Genomic DNA, 16,034 nt, shown 5'->3' on the forward strand with positions numbered 1-16,034 from the left:
CCCGATTGTCCGGCCAAATGTCGATAACGGTTATCTAGGGTCTCCTTGCGGCGAATACAAGGCGGAGTCGGGATTTGTTTCTCGGTGCGCTTCGAAAAACTTGAACCTGCGAGGGTTTCAGCTGTCCGCCGACATGGCTTGCGCAGCCGTTGTTTTTCGATTTTCTGTCCTCTCCTCGCTTTTACCTTGCATTGATCCCGAACATCGCCCATATACCATTCATCCAACCGACATGTTCGGCCTGCTCTCTGAAGCTCATGATTGAGCGCCGAGCCCGCTTTCCGCATCTTTGAAGTTTGGTCGCTGCGTGGAACAACGCGGCGGATCCGTCGTTTTGCACCGCACTCGACATCATCAACGAACAATAATGTCGGCCCGGCGCGATGTCGGAGCCGCCCAAGGACATCATGAAGACCCTTTCCCATTCCAAGCCCGCCGAAGGCCGCCTTCAGCTCTCGACGACGAAGCCTCCCCGCAAGGCCAGCCTCACTTGGCAGCCCCAGCAAAGCACTCTCACCCGCGAAGAGATCCGGGCCATCATCCTCGAGCAGATCGGGTAAGGCCGTCGCTCACGAGCGAGGATGCCCGGGACTGACGGAGCTCCGCCCTGTGCGTCATGGCCGGGCCTGTCCCGGCCATCCCCATGCGGAAGAGCGCGGCGCCACAGGAAGTCCGGATCAGCGGGACGAACCCGATGACGACCGGGCACTGACCTGCGCTATTCCGCCCCCTCCCCGGCCCAAACGTTGACGCCGGGGCCGCCTTCCCGCACAAGAACCGCTTTCAGGGCGCGGAACGGAGCATTCCGCGCCGCTCAACGATGCTGTTGCGGGAATGCTCTTCAACTCGTTCATCTTCCTGTTCGCCTTCCTGCCGGCCGCGCTGCTGGCCCATGGCGCCGTGGAGCGGTTTCGTCCCGCATGGCGGCTGCCCGTGCTGCTCGGGCTGTCCCTGTTCTTCTACGGCTATTGGGACTGGCGGTTCGTGCCGCTCCTGATCGGCTCCATCGTGGTCAACTGGCTCGTCGCCAGGGCCTTCGTGCGCTCGGGGCTGTCGATCCTGATCCCGCTGGCGATCACCGCCAACCTGCTCGTCCTGGCGGTCTTCAAGTACTTCAACTTCTTCATGGATCTCGCCACCCTCGTGCCGGGGCTGCCGACGCTTCACATGGAGATCGCGCTGCCGCTCGGCATCTCGTTCTTCACGTTCCACCACATCATGTACCTGACGGATCTGAAGAAGGGCAAAGCGCCCCTTTACGATCCGGTCCGCTACGGCCTCTACATTGCGTTCTTCCCGCAGGTTCTCGCCGGCCCCCTGGTGCGCTGGAGCGAGATCATGCACCAGTTCGAGGAGCGGCCCTACCGGCGGCCCGATGCCGGCGAGCGCATCGCGCGCGGGCTCATGCTGCTGGTCTGCGGCCTGGCGAAGAAGACCCTGCTCGGCGATCCGCTCTCCGAATACGTCAACCCGATCTTCCAGGCGGCCGCCGCCGGCAAGGCCATCGCGCTGGGCGAGGCTTGGCAGGCGATGCTCGGCTTCACGTTCCAGATCTATTTCGACTTCTCGGGCTATACCGACATGGCGCTCGGCCTCGCGCTGCTCTTCGGCATCGTTCTGCCGCAGAACTTCGACGCGCCCTACCGGTCCGTGTCGCTGCAGGATTTCTGGCGACGCTGGCACATGACCCTGTCGCGCTTCCTGCGCGACTATCTCTACATCGCCATGGGCGGCAACCGGAAGGGCCTGGCGATCCAGCTCGCGGCCCTGTTCGCCACCATGACCCTGGGCGGCCTCTGGCACGGCGCCGGGCTGACCTTCGTCGCCTGGGGGGCCGCCCACGGGCTCGCGCTCGGAGCCGGCGTGCTCTGGCGGCGCGCCGGGCTTGCCTTGCCGCGCCCGGCGGGCTGGGTCCTGACGATGCTGTTCGTGATGCTCACCTGGGTGCTCTTCCGCGCCACGAGCTTCGACGCGGCGCTGCGGATCTACGAGGGCCTGATCGGCCTGGGCGGGGCGGATCCGTCGATCAAGTGGCGGACGATCCTGGTCGCCGCGCTGGTCGCCGTGCTCGGCCCCACAGCCTGGACCTTCGTGCACCGGATTCCGCCGCGCCGGGCGATCGCGATCGGCTTCGCGGTTCTCCTGGTGGTCGTTCTGTTCAAGCTCGGCGACGATGCGAATTATGAATTCATCTATTTCCAGTTCTGACGCGGCCGCCCGGCCCGACGGCCCGCTCTGGCGGCGCTTCGCCGTCACCCTCGTGGCGGGCGCGGCAGCCGTCCTGGCCCTCGCCCTGGCGGCGATCTTCCTGATCGACCCCTACGACACCGGCCGCTCGCCCTTCTTCTCCCAGGCGGGCGTGCGCGCGCTGGCCCCGGCGACGGGCAACGCCAGCCGCGGGCGCGACCCGGCCTTCGATGCCATGATCGCGGGGAATTCCCGGATCCAGCTCATCTCGCCGGAGCGGCTGAAGGCCGCCACGGGGCTGGATTTCGTCCAGATGTCGGTTCCGGGCTCGGGGCCCAGGGAGCAGCTCGCCCTCATCGACTGGTTCCTCGGCCATCGGCGGGCGCCGGTGAAGGCCCTGCTGGTGAGCATCGACGAGAGCTGGTGCACGGCCGATCCCGCCCTGCCGAGCGAGCGGCCCTTCCCGTTCTGGCTTTATGCTGCAAGCCGCCTCGACTACGCCCGCGGGCTGCTGCGCTGGGAGGTTCTGGAGGAGGTGCCTCCGCGACTGTCCCATCTGCTGGGCATGAGCGCCGAGCGGCTGCGCCCGGACGGCTACTGGGATTACGACGCCGAATACACCCAGAAGGGCGACAAGGCGGCCGCCGCCCACCGCCAGGAAATGCGGGCGCGGCCCTATGCGAATGCCCAGCGCTACGACCGCGACCCGGCGGAAGGCACGCGCTCGTTCCCGGCAGCCGAGCGGCTCGGAACCCTCGCGGCCGCGCTCCCGGGCGATGCGGTCCTCATCCTGGTCGTGCCGCCGCTCTACATCAACGCGCTGCCCCCGGAGGGCACCGAGCAGGCCTTCCGCCTGCGGGCCTGCACGGCGGCCCTCGCGGAGGCCGCCCGGAAAGGTCACGCGCGCACGGCGCTGATCGACTGGCGGACCGACCGTCCGGAAACCCGGGATCCGGCCCGGTTCTTCGACCGGGTCCATTACCGGCAGCCCGTCGCCCGGGCCATGGAGGCGGACATCGCGGACACGTTCCGGCGTCTGCGCTGACGCGTGCGGTTTGCCGCACCGGCCGGAAAAAGGGTAGGAAGAAAGGCAGGAGAAAAGCCGGAGCCTCCGGTTCCGCCCAGACGAGGAGCACGCCATGGCGAAGAACACGATCTGCCTCTGGTACGACAAGGATGCCGAGGCGGCGGCCCGCTTCTATGCCGAGACCTTTCCCGACAGCCGGGTAACGGCCGTGCACCGCGCCCCCGGCGACTACCCGTCCGGCCGGGAGGGCGACGTGCTGACGGTCGAGTTCACGGTGGCGGGCGTGGCCTGTCTCGGCCTCAACGGCGGCCCTGCGTTCAAGCACACCGAAGCCTTCTCGTTCCAGATCGCCACCGACGATCAGGCCGAGACCGATCGCTACTGGAACGCCATCGTGGGCCATGGCGGCCAGGAGAGCGAATGCGGCTGGTGCAAGGACCGGTGGGGCGTGTCCTGGCAGATCACCCCGCGCGTCCTGATGGAAGCACTCGCGGCCGGCGGCGCCGAAGCCAAGCGCGCTTTCGACGCGATGATGACCATGAAGAAGATCGACGTCGCGGCGATCGAGGCGGCGCGGCGCGGATGAGACCCTCAAGCATCGGACGGAAAACCGGATCCACTTTTCGCTGACGTGGCCCTCTGGGTCCGTCCGATGCTCTAGGCGCGCACGTGCCGCCACGCGGCCAGGATCGCGTCGGCGGAACGGTCGATATCGGCTTCGGTGGTCGGGCCCGAGATCACCGAGAGCCGCAGCACCCAGGCGCCGCGCCATTGCGACCCGCCGGCGAAGAGCGTCCCGTCCTCCTGGATGCGCCGGATCGTCCGCAGGGTCAGGGCGTCGCCGTCCGCGACGGGCTCGTCCGGACCGAACCGGACGATCACCTGGTTGAGCGCCACATCGTTGACGATGCGCAGGCCGGGCTCGGCGGCAAGGCGACCGGCAAGGCGCTGCGCGAGCCGGCAATGCTCCTCGACCATGCGGGCGATCCCGTCGCGCCCGAGATGGCTGAGCATCGTCCAGGTGGCGAAGCCGCGGGCCCGGCGGGACAGTTCCGGCACGTAGTGGGACGGGTCGCGCTCGCCCTCGCCGATGCCCGGCAGGTAGCTCGCCGCACTGGTCATGGCGCGCCGGTGGGCGTCCGCGTCGCGGACGATGGCATAGCCGCAATCGTAGGGGGTCTGGAGCCATTTGTGCCCGTCCGTCGCCCAGGAATCGGCGCCCTCGATGCCGGCGCCCAGATCCGCCCGGGACGGGCAGGCCCGAGCCCACAGGCCGAAGGCCCCGTCCACATGCACCCAGGCGCCCTGCGCGCGGGCCCGCGGCACGATGGCCGCGTGGTCGTCGAACGCCCCGGTGTTGATCTGGCCCGCCTGCGTGATCGCGATGGTGGGCCCCTGGCACCGGCCGAGAGCCTGGGCGAAGGCGTCCGGGCGCAGGCGTCCCTGGCCGTCCGTGCCGATCCGCACCACCCGGTCGTGGCCGAGCCCCAGGAACTGGAGCGCCGAGAACACGGTCGCGTGGGCCTCGTCGCCGATGAGCACGTGAATGGGGGGCGCACCGAACAGACCTTGGCGCTCCACGTCCCAGCCCGCGCGCCGCAGCACCTCGCCACGGGCGGCCGCCAGGCACACGAAATTCGCCACGGTGGCGCCCGTGACGAAGCCGACCGAGGCCTCCCGCGGGAGATCCAGCAGTTCGAGCAGCCACCCGGCCGCAACCGTCTCGGCGGCGGCCGCCGGAGAGGCCGTGTGGTTGCCCGCATTCTGCCCCCAGGCCGAGGTCAGCCAATCCGCCGCGACGCCAACCGGATGCGAGGCCCCGATCACCCAGCCGAAGAAGCGTGGACCCGTCGTGGCGTGGAGGCCCGGCGTGGCTCGCCGGACGAGATCGCGGATCACGTCCTCGGCCGGCAGGCCGGTCTCGGGCGTCGGTTGCGTGAAGGCCGCCAGGGCGTCGGAGTAGGTTTGCTCGGGTCGCTGGAGGCGCCGGCCGATGAGGCTGCGGAAGTCGGAGGCCGCGGACGCCACGGTCTCGAACAGCGTGCGCGTCAGGCCGGCATCGGCCGCTTGTCTCCGATCCATGGCTCGGGCTCCGGGCAACCTTGCGCCCAGCATGACGCATCCCCGGGGCGATCACAACCGGGACGGCCCGACCCGTCCCGGCGCCGGACCGAGGCGCGACTGTAACGATCTGTTAACCACGATGGGAAATACTCTTGTGACAATCTCAGGCTGGTTCGCAGCCGATCACGTCAGGGGCGGAGTACCAACAGGGAGCCCAATGAGTACCGAGAGAAATTCGGATCACAAGGTGTCGGGTCCGCGGCTTGGCCCCGATGCGCGGAAGCGGATCGCAGCCCACCTCCAGGCCATCTTCGCGGAGATCGAGGGTCAGCCGATCCCGGACGATCAGATCGACCTGCTGCTCGCCCTGCGGCGGGCCGAGCGCGAGCTCGGGCGAAAGGAAACCTGACGGGAACGGATCCCGGAACGATTGGAGCACGCCTCGTCATCGAACGGCCGCGCCGTCCGACATGCCGCAGGTGCCGCCTGGAACCCGATCGCGGTTCGGGGTGTTTCGGTCTCCCTATCGTTTCGACCCTTCCGGAAAGCTCCCGTTGCCAGATCAGTTGCGTTTCCTCGTTGCCGAAAGCGAGCCGCCCGAAGCCCGGGAAAGCCGCCGCGAGAGCGTGGGACGCAGTTCGGGAGAAACCTATGTCGATACCTTGCGCTTCCTTGCACCCGAGGCCGTTTGCCATCGGGTGAAGCCGGCCGACAAAGGAGCCGCGCTGCCCGACCGGGCCGGCCTGAAGGCCTATCATGCGGTGTTCGTGACCGGCTCGCCGCTTCACCTCTACCAGGACACCCCCGAGACGCGCCGCGAGGTCGACCTGATGCGGGCCGTGTTCGAGGCGGGCGTCCCCTCCTTCGGATCCTGTGCCGGATTGCAGGTGGCCACTATGGCGGCCGGCGGCATGGTGCGTCCCAGTCGCAGAGGCCGGGAGGCGGGCTTCGCGCGCCGCATCACGCGCACGGAGGCAGGGCATCGGCATCCGCTCCTTGCCGGCCGGCCGGCCTCCTTCGACGCTCCGGCCTTCCACTCGGACGAGGTGGAGACACTGCCGGAAGGAGGAACGCTGCTGGCGCTCAACACGGTCACCGAGGTTCAGGCCGTCGAGATCCGGCATGAAGCGGGCGTGTTCTGGGGTGTCCAGTACCATCCCGAACTCGACCTGCGCGAGGTCGCGGGAGCGCTGCGGCGTCAGTGCGACGACCTGGTCAGGGAAGGATATGTGGGCAGCTCCGGCGATCTCGAGAAGCACGCTGCCATGATCGAGGCTCTCCACCAGGCCCCCGACCGACGAGATCTTGCCTGGATGCTCGGGCTCGACGCGCAGGTCACCCAGGTGGAGCACCGCCTAGCGGAACTGCGCAATTTCATTCGCTTCGTGATCGAGGGTCGATAACCGACCGGGGTTCCGGTGCGCGGCGAAGATCTGTCCGTCGCAGGCGCGCGGCGCACCGGTGCCGCGTCAGCGTCTTTCCAGGAGAACGTAAAGGCCGGGCACCGGGCGCCCCGCCTCGAGACGGATGCGGCTCTCCACGGTCTCCAGGACGACGAAGTCCGTGGCCGTCGACCGGACGTGTTCGAGCGAATGGGCGAAGCGGCCGGAGGGCTGCAGCGTGAAGCCCTCCCCGGCTGCGAGCTCGATGCTCAGGACGAACAACCCGCCCGGCACCAGGGCGCCGGCGGCCGCGCGCAGGAGCGGTCCGAGATCACCGAAATAGATCAGCGAATCCGCCGCGAACACGAGATCGAAGCGGTTCTGCGACGCCTCGAGATAGGCGACGGCCTCCGCCTTGACGAGTTCGGCATAGCCGCCGCGCCGGGCAGCCTCCGCCAGCATGCCGGCGGAGAGATCGACCCCGACCAGGCTCGTCCCGAGGGGCTGCAGTTCCGCGGCGGCCAGGCCGGTGCCGCAGCCCAGGTCGAGCATGGTCCTGAACCCGGTCCGGTGCCCGGCCACGAGCTGCGCCATCCGGCGCGGGGCTTCGTATTGCAGCGTCTCGAGCAATTTGCTGTCGAACTGGGGCGCGAACTGATCGAAATAGGTTTCGATGTACTCCATGGGAGCAGCCGTCATGACTCGACCGAGCACGGCGTCGAGCAGATAGCGCCTGACCGGATCGTTCGGCTTCTCGGCAAGTCGCAACCAGCCGAGCTCCGCGGCGGTTTCGAGATGACCGGCGGCGCTGAGAACCGAGAACGCGTCGCGCGCGATGATCTCGAGATCCTCGCGGTCCTCACCCGCAATCTCGGCATAATCGCGCAGGGCGTCCTGGACGCTGCCTTCGATCATGGCCTGGAACGTCAGCGCGCGGGCGCGCTTCTGCCGGGTCGGCGGATCGAGCGGCAGCGTCAGCCGGGCAGCCTCGTCGAATGCGCGCGCGCAGCCGGCGAAATCGGACACGATGAAGGAGAGGTGCCCGAGGGCGTAATGGGCGAGCCCGTTCACCGGATCGTGCGCGATGGACGCGCGCACGGCCGTCAGGGCGTCATCGTAACGCTTCTTCCTGAACAGCAGCAGGCCGAGCCCGAGATGAGCCGCGGCGGCCTCCGGCTTGAGCGCGATGGTACGCCGGTAGGCGTCCTCGGCCGTCTCGACGTCGTCCAGCCGGTCGGCCACGCCGGCGAGGGTCTGCCAGGACTGCGCGTTCAGCGGATCGAGGTCGAGGGATGTCCTGATCGCCGTCAGCGCCTCGTCGTCGCGGTCCGCGGCGCTGGTGACGCTCGCCAGATCGCGCCAGAGGTCGGGGTTCTGGGGCGCCAGGGAGAGTGCGGCGGCAAAGCATTGGGCGGCCGCGTCGAAACGTCCGTTCTCCCAGTGAACGAGGCCGAGCTGTCGCAGTGCCGGGGCCGGATGGCCGCACTGATCGATCATACGGCCGAAATGCGGCAGGCTCGCCTGCAGGGTTGCCACGAGCGTCATCGTGACGGTGACGTCGGGAAGCTGAATGGTCGTCATGAAATGGATCCAAAAATCATTTGCGCCGGAGGCAGGTCGTGGGATCAAGAATTAGCCGCTCTGGCTTTGCTGGACCTTGCAGGCCGACGCGGCATGGCGCCGAACCCCATCAACCTGGCGGGAGCTTCGCCCGGACACGTGCCTCCGATCCGTGACAATCGGCGTCACCGATCGGTCCCGCGTCCCCGCATGTAGGCCTGAGGGCTGCACCCCATCTCGGTCCGGAACGCATAGACGAAGGCCGAGCTGGAGCCATAGCCGAGTTCGAGGGCGGTGCGGGTCACGTCGAGGCCCCCGCCCATGAGCTCGATGGCCTTGAACAGGCGCAGGCGCCGCCGCCAGGAGCGCAGGCTCATGCCGATCTCCGCCTCGAAGCGGCGGGCAAGCGTGCGTACCGACATCCCGAGTTCCCGGCCCCATGCCTCCGGACGGCGCGCGTCGGCCGGATCCGCGTAGAGCGCTTCGCACAGGCCCGTGAGGGGCGATTCCCCGCGGGGCCACGGGAGCGCGCCGGGCAAGGGCTGCGCGCGCCGGAGCTGGTCCAGGATCAGGTCGGTCACCCGGCCGGCATAGCCGTCCCGATCCTCCTCCCCTTCGATGGCGGTGGCTTCGACGATGAGCGCCTTGAGCAGCGGCGTGACGCCGAACACGGTCGGGCGCGCCGGCAGGCCACGACCGGCCTCGTCGGCGATCCAGAGACTACGGAACTCGGCTCCGAGCAGGGATCCGGTCCGGTGCCGCAGGCCGGTCGGTAGCCAGACGGCCTGCTCCGGCGAGATCACGAAGGAGTGCCCCTCCGCCGCCACCGTCAGCACCCCCGAGATCGCATAAACCATCTGGTTCCAGCGGTGCTCGTGTTCCGGAAAGGAATGGCGGGCCGGAATCGACTGAGCCCGCACGGTGATCGGACGAGGCGCCGCCGCCCCGGGTGGCGCTTCGATCGTCTCCCACGCCATGTCGCGTTCCCCCATTTGGCAGTTGTTCTACATCATTTGGCCGACTGTCAAAATACGGCCAGGACGGTATGCCGTATAAGACCTCTCAACGAGCACCGATGCTCCTGTCCGCTCCCAAATGAGGATCCAGCCATGACCCGTTTCGACAGCCGTGGCCTTCCCCTGTCGACCACGTCCGACCCTGCGGCGGAACGCTACCGGGAAGGTGTCGACCTGCTCCTCTCGGCTTGGCCCGACGCGGCCGAGGTCCTGGAGGAGGCGATCGCAGCCGATCCAGACTTCGCTCTCGCCCACGCGGCCCGCGCCCGCCTGCACGTCATCCGTAGTGAGGTTACGAAGGCCAAGGCGCGGATCGCTACGGCGAAGGAGATCGTCGCGCGGCGCGGGACCGAGCGCGAGCGCAGCCACGTGGCTGTCCTCTCGCTGGCGATCAACGGGCAATCGGCCCAGGCGCTGGAGCGGGCGCTCGCCCATGCCGAGATCTGGCCGCGGGACGTGCTGATCCTGTCCCTGCCGCTCGGGGCCTTCGGGCTCTTCGCCTTCTCCGGCATGGCGGACCACGACCAGGCGCGCGTCGATCTCTGCGAGCGCCACGCCCGGCATTTCGAGACTGACGACTGGTGGTTTCTCACCTACCGGGGCTGGTCTCATGCGGAGAACGGCAACGTTGCGCACGGTCGGACGCTGACGCAGCGCGGCTACGACTTGCGCCGGAACAACGCCAACGCGGCACACGCGCTGTCGCACGCCATGTACGAGGGCGGCGCGCACGATGAGGCAGAGCGGCTGATCGCGGATTGGCTGCCGGGCTACGACCGCTCGGGAATCCTTCATGGTCACATCGCCTGGCACTCGGCGCTGGGCGCGCTGGAGCGCGGCGATCCCGAGCAGGCGCTCTCGATCTATGCGGATTACATCCAGCCGTCGGTGACCGCCGGGATGCCCATCAATGTGGTCAGCGACACTGCCTCGTTCCTGTGGCGGCTCAAGGCCTACGGCCACACGGTGCCGGCGGGGCTGTGGCAGGACGCGGCAGCCTATTCGGAAGGCTACTTCCAGAAGGCCGGCTTTGCCTTCGCGGACGTCCACATGGCGCTCATCGCGGCGGCGACCGGTGACAAGGCCGCAGTCGAGGAGCGCGTGAAGGCTCAGATGACGCTGATCGACGCGGGCGCCCTGGCCGCCGGCCCTGTGGTGCCGACGATCTGCCGCGCGGCCCTGGCCTTTGCGGAGGAGGACTACGCGGCTTGCGCGCGTATCCTGGAGCCGGTCGCGGCCGAGGTCGTGCGCATCGGCGGCAGCGGCGCCCAGCGCGAGATGATGGAGGACATGCTGGTGCTGGCCTTGATGCGCAGCGGCGAGGCCGCGAAGGCCGGTGAATTACTCGACCGTCGCCTCCATCGCCGCCCGTCGTCGCGCGACATGCGCTGGCACGGCCTGCTCGCCGCCTGAGAACTGCCATGTCACGCGCCGATGCCGATATCGCAGCCGGGCCCGCGCCCATGGCCCGGTCCGGAAACACCGACGTCCTGAGACTCGCAATTGCGCAGGCGCTCGCAGGCGCCAACTCGGCGGTCGTGTACGCCACCGGGGCCATTCTCGGCAACATGCTCGCGCCCAGCCGGGCTCTCGCCACGCTGCCGATCTCCATCTTCGTGGTCGGGATGGCAGCCTGCACCCTGCCGGCCGGCGCCATCGCCCGCCGCCATGGGCGCCGCGCGGCGTTCCTGGCCGGGACGGGATGCGGCGTGCTCACCGGGCTGCTCGCCGCCCTGGCCATCGTGCTCGGCTCGTTCTGGCTGCTCTGCCTCGGCACGTTCTTCGGCGGCGCCTACGCGGCCGTGGTCCTGTCGTTCCGTTTCGCGGCCGCCGACTGCGTCCCGCCGGAGCGGCGTCCGCGGGCCCTGTCGGCCGTCATGGCGGGCGGCGTGTTCGCCGGGATCATCGGCCCGCAGCTCGTCACCTACACCATGGACCTGTGGCAGCCCTACCTGTTCGCGGCGACGTTCCTGGCGCAAGCCGCCGTGGCGGCTCTGTCCGCCCTCGTGCTGCTCGGCGTGCGGGTCCCCATGCCCACGGCCGCGGAGATGGCCGGCGGCCGTCCGCTCGGCGCGATCCTGCGCCAGCCGCGCTTCATCACCGCGGTGATCTGCGGAGTGGTCTCCTACACGCTCATGAACTTCATCATGACGGCCGCCCCCCTGGCGATGCGCCTGTGCGGTCTGTCGCAGGAATCGTCCAATCTCGGCCTGCAATGGCACATCATCGCGATGTACGGCCCGGGCTTCTTCACCGGCCGGCTGATCACCCGCTTCGGTGCGCCCCGCGTGGTGGCCTCGGGATTGGCCCTGACGGCCGCCTCCGCGGCCATCGGGCTGACCGGGGTGGACGTCGCGCATTTCTGGCTGACCCTGATCCTGCTGGGCGTGGGCTGGAACTTCGGCTTCGTGGGCGCGTCGGCGCTCGTGCTGGAATGTCACCGCCCAGAGGAGCGCACGCGGGTCCAATCGCTCAACGACTTCCTGGTCTTCGGCACGATGGCCGTCGGCTCCTTCTCCTCCGGAGGGCTGCTGACAGCCTACGGATGGGACACGGTCCTGTGGGTCTCATTCGCCCCTCTGGCCGTGGCGGTCGCGGCCCTCGTGGTCACGGGGCCGGTTCGGGGCGTGAAAACAACCTAGCCCGGATCAGACAACCGTCCCGCAGGCCCCTCACGGCCCGATCCGCTCTGGCGGGCGCGGCGGCATGTGCTGGACTTCGGCCGTCAGGGGCGCGGGGCGACGGTATCCGGGTTTGACGGGATCGGCTTGATCGTTTCCTGGCTCGCGGCCCGTCCCGGGGCGTTCTCCGGACCGGAATGCGTCTCGCGCAAGGCGAAGAAAATCACCACGACGGCAAGGGCAACCGCTGCCAATGCCGTCCAATTGCGAATGCCCATCGTGCTCTCCTGGCCTGAGGCTCGCGCATCGCGCGGAACATTAGGTCCGCGCCGAACGATGCGCCGTCATCAGAAACGAAATCTGGAATTGACCCGGAAGCGTGTCTGCGTCCCGGTCGATGCTTCAGGGTCTGAACTCGAACGGGAGGAGCTGGTTCCTCCGGCCTAGCCGCAATCCGGCTGCGTTTCTCGACGCGAAAGCCGCCGGAATTTTGAACGTCGTCTCCCGACGATCAAACGAATTTGCAGAAAATTCGCCGGTGTGAAGCGCTTCACAGCGCAGCCCTCGACGATGGTTCAAAGTCTCATCATCGCCAACGGAGAGAGCATCTCAGGCGGTCTTGAGAGCAACGCTTAACACGAAGAGGAACCTACCATGGAAAACTTCCAGTTCTCTGAAAACGACATCTTCCAGGACGCCTTCAACACGGCCCTCGGCGGCAATGCGACCTCGGCCCAGGTGGCCAACATCACGGATGCCGACAAGCTTCTCGACGGCAGCACCGACTGGTTCGGCGGCGGCTACAACGAACAGCTCTCCTACAACGACATCGACCAGATGGCGACGAACACCGCCTACGGCGGCAGCGCGACCTCGGCCCAGGTGGCCGGCATCGTCGACAGCGACACGATGGTCGACACCAGCCACGGCCTGCCCCTCTTCTAAGAACTCTCTCCGTTCGGGGCGCCATCGCCACCAAGGCCCGGCGCTCCACCCCCCGGCCCTCTCAGCTCCCTGGGAGGGCCTTTTCGCATCTCGCGCTCGACGTTCACCGACGCAGCTGTCACGGCAGGATAAAGCAGCAAGGCCGGGATCGGGATCGCCTCCCCCGGCCTCTCGGCCGGCGGCGTCCGCCTGTGATGCGGTTCACAGCCCTTGTGCCGAAAGCCGTTCAATCTTCAACGATCGCCAACTGAGAGGGCATCTCGGGCGGTACTGAGCGCAACACCGACTTGAAAAGGACATTTCATGCCGAATTTTCAAATTTCCCTGAACGACATCAACCAGACGGCGGCCAATACGGGCGTTGGCGCCGATGCGTCGTCCGCTCAACTCGCCACCATCCATGATCCCGATACCATCTTCGATACTGGGGACAGCTGGGACTGGTCTTCCGGCGGCCCGGAGATCAACGTCCAGCTCGACACGAACGTCGTCAACCAGACGGCGGTCAACACGGCGTTGGGCGGCGATGCGGCATCGGCCCAGGCGGCGGCCATCAATGACCCCGACGCGCTCGTGGATTCCGGCAGCTACGATCACTCGCCGGACTTCAACTTCCAGATCTCCACCAACCTGATCAACCAGACGGCCGTCAACACCGCCGTCGACGTCGACCATCTCTTCCCGTTCGGGTAAGTCCCGCCGGCGAGGGAGCGTCATCGGCCGCGCCGATGACGCTCCCGCTTCATCTCGGCCCTGCACTTGTGGGGCGGTCGTGCTCCCGCCTCACGGCGTAGGCGTGGACAGGGCCTGTCGGAGCTGAGCGGGATCGACCGCGACCTTGAGCACCGTTCCGCCGAAATCCAGCACCAGGACGGGGTCGCCGCCGGCCTGCTCGATCCGCGTGCTCAAGGGCTGCACCGGCACGCTCTTGGCGTGATTGGGCCCGGCATCCGCGCCAAAGGTTCTGGGCGGCTTGTCCCTGTGGGTCCGCACCATCTCGCGGAGCAAGTCCGTCACGAGGGGCGTTGAATCGACCGCGCCGAGAAGAACCTCGTATTCCCGGCCCGTGTCGGCGCGGATCCCCAATGCCACGATGGCTCCGTCGTCCGACACCTGGACCCGCCAGGCCTGTGAACCAATCCGCTTGACCAAAATCCGCTCTCCTCCATGCACCGTCGACCGGATGCTCATCGCGGCCCGACGAGGCCCGTCACCGCGCCGACGATCCGACATGGCGACCGATAACCCGTCCGGCCATGTCCCTGTCAATCCCGGTCGATCCTCCAGCACGACCAGGAGGCTCACGGCCACGAGATGCAAGGAGCGGCAAAGAATCGGGAGCGCCGCCGCTCCGGCATGACCGGCGCCTGCCCTCTGACGCCAAATAGACTTATTCTCGCACTAAGGTTCGACACAGTGCAGATGCGTACTGGCAAGTAACGTCGGGAGTACTCCCCTCGCTATCTTTGGAATATTTTGGAAGAGGGACGCTATCTCCAAGATCAAGCAGGAATAGGCTCACACGACAGTGCCAGAAAACGGCGATTTCGTTCAATATACACTCATCAATAGGAATGAGTGCCGAGTTATACGGGATCGCGTACTGAAAAAGGTGTACCGCAGAAGGTGTAGTGAAAGTCATCAGTTTCCCATGACCGGGAGGATCGAATGGCACGCATATTTGGCGGCGGACGCCGCGACAACCTGATCGGCACTCTTGGCGCCGACCGTATTTTCGGCAGGGGCGGCAGCGACCGCCTGACCGGCCTGAGCGGCAATGACACGCTTGACGGCGGGGGCGGGAACGACCGCCTCTTCGGCAATAACGGCCACGACCGCCTGTTGGGTCGCAGTGGCAACGACTCGCTCGACGGTGGCGCGGGCAACGACCGCCTGTTCGGCAATGACGGCCGCGACTGGCTGCTCGGCGGCAGCGGCCAGGACACGCTGGATGGTGGCAACGGTCACGACCGCCTCTTCGGCAACAACGGCCATGATCGCCTTCTCGGCCGCAGGGGCAACGACTGGCTGGATGGCGGCAGCGGCGACGACCGCCTCTTCGGCGGAGCCGACAACGACACGCTGCTGGGCGGAAGCGGCAACGATTGGCTCGATGGCGGCGACGGCAACGATGACCTGCGGGGCGGGACCGGCGACGACACCGCGTACGGCGGAGAAGGCGATGACAGCTTCACCTGGAACCCGGGCGATGGCGACGACATCTTCGACGGCGGCGGCGGCACGGACAGGTTGATCTTCAATGGCTCGGACGGCGCCGAGCGGATGACGATCACTACGCTTGCCAATGGCGGCTTCCAGTTCTTCCGCGATCTCGGCGACATCACCGTGGACACCACCAATGTGGAACGGGTCGAAGTCGACGGCCGTGGCGGCAACGACACCATCGATGGGTCCGGTCAGACCAATGTCGGCGTCGTGCTGGACATCAGCGGCGGGGCCGGTGACGACAGTCTGCAAGGGGGCGCCGGCAACGACAGCCTCGACGGCGGCGACGGCAACGACACCATGCTCGGCAACACGGGCAACGACAGCGCATCCGGCGGCCTGGGCAACGACAGCTTCCAGTGGGATCCCGGCGACGGCAACGACGTCTTCGACGGTGGCGGCGGCACCGATACGCTGATCTTCAACGGATCGAACGGCAACGAGGTCATGACGGTCACCACCCAGGCCGGCGGCTTCAGGTTCTTCCGCGACGTCGGCAGCATCACGGTCGACACCACCAATGTCGAGCGGGTTGATGTCGACGGCTTGGGCGGCAACGATTCCATCGACGGCTCGGCTCAGACGAGCACTGCGGTTGCCCTGGAGATCACCGGCGGTGCCGGGAACGACACGCTGATCGGCGGGGCCGGCGCCGATGCATTCGTGTTCGGACCTGAGAGGGACAATGACGTGACGGAGACCGACCTGATTGTCGACTACAGCGAAACCGAGGGCGACGTGGTCGACCTGGGCGCCGGCGGATCCGTGCTCAGCAGTACGGTCGTCGGAGGCAATCTCCAGCTGACCCTTGCGGGTGGTGACGACGACGTGGTGATCCTCCAGGGCATCACCAACATCAACGACGTGACGTTCGTCCTCTGACGACCACGCTCTCATGTGACGTGCCGCCGGGCCTTCTCGCGACGGCACGTCATCAAAGGTCGCCGGAAGGGCCTGGAGCATGAGCCGATGAGTGACGGCACGATCCCCTCGCCTTGCCTGTTCC

The 16,034-nt window shown here is 67.5% G+C and carries 17 protein-coding genes; 12 read left to right on the plus strand and 5 right to left on the minus strand.

Annotation, left to right across the window (positions count from 1 at the left end; all coding sequences use genetic code 11):
* From KBI52_RS26105 to KBI52_RS26125, 5 genes are all read left to right on the plus strand, one after another.
* Positions 1-265: hypothetical protein (locus KBI52_RS26105; RefSeq protein ID WP_210812229.1), on the plus strand; the 265-nt coding region annotated here is incomplete at its 5' end.
* A 142-nt stretch (positions 266-407) separates the two neighbouring features.
* Entirely contained in the window at positions 408-560 is a 153-nt protein-coding gene (locus tag KBI52_RS26110; RefSeq protein WP_173948897.1) for a hypothetical protein, read from the plus strand.
* Between the two features lie 274 nt (positions 561-834).
* A complete protein-coding gene (locus KBI52_RS26115; protein ID WP_210812230.1) occupies positions 835-2,208 on the plus strand; it encodes an MBOAT family protein in 1,374 nt (457 codons plus the stop codon).
* Positions 2,183-3,232, plus strand: a complete 1,050-nt coding sequence (locus tag KBI52_RS26120) for a hypothetical protein (RefSeq protein ID WP_247654668.1) — start codon at positions 2,183-2,185, stop codon at positions 3,230-3,232. Before KBI52_RS26115 ends, KBI52_RS26120 begins: the two co-directional genes overlap by 26 nt.
* Positions 3,233-3,326: 94 nt before the next feature.
* Positions 3,327-3,800: a VOC family protein gene (locus tag KBI52_RS26125; protein ID WP_210812231.1), complete on the plus strand. Its 474-nt coding sequence runs from the start codon at positions 3,327-3,329 to the stop codon at positions 3,798-3,800.
* Positions 3,801-3,871: 71 nt separating this feature from the next.
* Here KBI52_RS26125 and KBI52_RS26130 read toward each other — a convergent pair whose 3' ends face one another.
* Positions 3,872-5,296, minus strand: coding sequence for an aspartate aminotransferase family protein (locus tag KBI52_RS26130; protein WP_210812232.1), 1,425 nt, complete (start codon positions 5,294-5,296; stop codon positions 3,872-3,874).
* Positions 5,297-5,495: 199 nt separating this feature from the next.
* Between KBI52_RS26130 and KBI52_RS26135 the strand changes: the two genes are divergently transcribed.
* On the plus strand, positions 5,496-5,687 hold the full coding sequence (locus tag KBI52_RS26135) for a hypothetical protein (RefSeq protein ID WP_173948893.1): 192 nt from the start codon (positions 5,496-5,498) through the stop codon (positions 5,685-5,687).
* A gap of 145 nt (positions 5,688-5,832) precedes the next feature.
* Positions 5,833-6,681: a type 1 glutamine amidotransferase gene (locus KBI52_RS26140; protein WP_247654669.1), complete on the plus strand. Its 849-nt coding sequence runs from the start codon at positions 5,833-5,835 to the stop codon at positions 6,679-6,681.
* Between the two features lie 66 nt (positions 6,682-6,747).
* Here KBI52_RS26140 and KBI52_RS26145 read toward each other — a convergent pair whose 3' ends face one another.
* Together KBI52_RS26145 and KBI52_RS26150 are read right to left on the minus strand one after the other, a co-directional pair.
* Positions 6,748-8,241, minus strand: a complete 1,494-nt coding sequence (locus tag KBI52_RS26145; protein ID WP_210812234.1) for a tetratricopeptide repeat protein — start codon at positions 8,239-8,241, stop codon at positions 6,748-6,750.
* A gap of 164 nt (positions 8,242-8,405) precedes the next feature.
* Positions 8,406-9,197, minus strand: coding sequence for a helix-turn-helix domain-containing protein (locus KBI52_RS26150; RefSeq protein ID WP_210812235.1), 792 nt, complete (start codon positions 9,195-9,197; stop codon positions 8,406-8,408).
* A gap of 132 nt (positions 9,198-9,329) precedes the next feature.
* On the opposite strand from KBI52_RS26150, the gene KBI52_RS26155 reads away from it, so the two are divergent.
* Together KBI52_RS26155 and KBI52_RS26160 are read left to right on the plus strand one after the other, a co-directional pair.
* Positions 9,330-10,649 (plus strand): tetratricopeptide repeat protein, encoded by a 1,320-nt coding sequence (locus KBI52_RS26155; protein WP_210812236.1) that lies wholly within the window; start codon positions 9,330-9,332, stop codon positions 10,647-10,649.
* 8 nt (positions 10,650-10,657) lie between these two features.
* Positions 10,658-11,878, plus strand: coding sequence for an MFS transporter (locus KBI52_RS26160; RefSeq protein WP_210812237.1), 1,221 nt, complete (start codon positions 10,658-10,660; stop codon positions 11,876-11,878).
* Positions 11,879-11,961: 83 nt separating this feature from the next.
* Here KBI52_RS26160 and KBI52_RS26165 read toward each other — a convergent pair whose 3' ends face one another.
* Positions 11,962-12,135 (minus strand): hypothetical protein, encoded by a 174-nt coding sequence (locus KBI52_RS26165; RefSeq protein WP_210812238.1) that lies wholly within the window; start codon positions 12,133-12,135, stop codon positions 11,962-11,964.
* A gap of 376 nt (positions 12,136-12,511) precedes the next feature.
* Here KBI52_RS26165 and KBI52_RS26170 point away from each other — a divergent pair, with 376 nt between their 5' ends.
* On the plus strand, positions 12,512-12,802 hold the full coding sequence (locus KBI52_RS26170) for a hypothetical protein (protein ID WP_173948887.1): 291 nt from the start codon (positions 12,512-12,514) through the stop codon (positions 12,800-12,802).
* A 303-nt stretch (positions 12,803-13,105) separates the two neighbouring features.
* Complete coding sequence (locus KBI52_RS26175; protein ID WP_173948886.1) at positions 13,106-13,495, plus strand: hypothetical protein; 390 nt, start codon at positions 13,106-13,108, stop codon at positions 13,493-13,495.
* A gap of 90 nt (positions 13,496-13,585) precedes the next feature.
* Here the strand turns inward: KBI52_RS26175 and KBI52_RS26180 are convergent, their stop codons facing one another.
* Positions 13,586-13,954, minus strand: a complete 369-nt coding sequence (locus tag KBI52_RS26180; RefSeq protein WP_173948885.1) for a hypothetical protein — start codon at positions 13,952-13,954, stop codon at positions 13,586-13,588.
* Positions 13,955-14,470: 516 nt separating this feature from the next.
* Here KBI52_RS26180 and KBI52_RS26185 point away from each other — a divergent pair.
* Entirely contained in the window at positions 14,471-15,910 is a 1,440-nt protein-coding gene (locus KBI52_RS26185) for a calcium-binding protein (protein ID WP_210812239.1), read from the plus strand.
* Positions 15,911-16,034 lie beyond the last annotated feature (124 nt).

The organism is Microvirga sp. HBU67558 (assembly GCF_018069605.1).
Lineage (GTDB): Bacteria > Pseudomonadota > Alphaproteobacteria > Rhizobiales > Beijerinckiaceae > Microvirga > Microvirga terrae.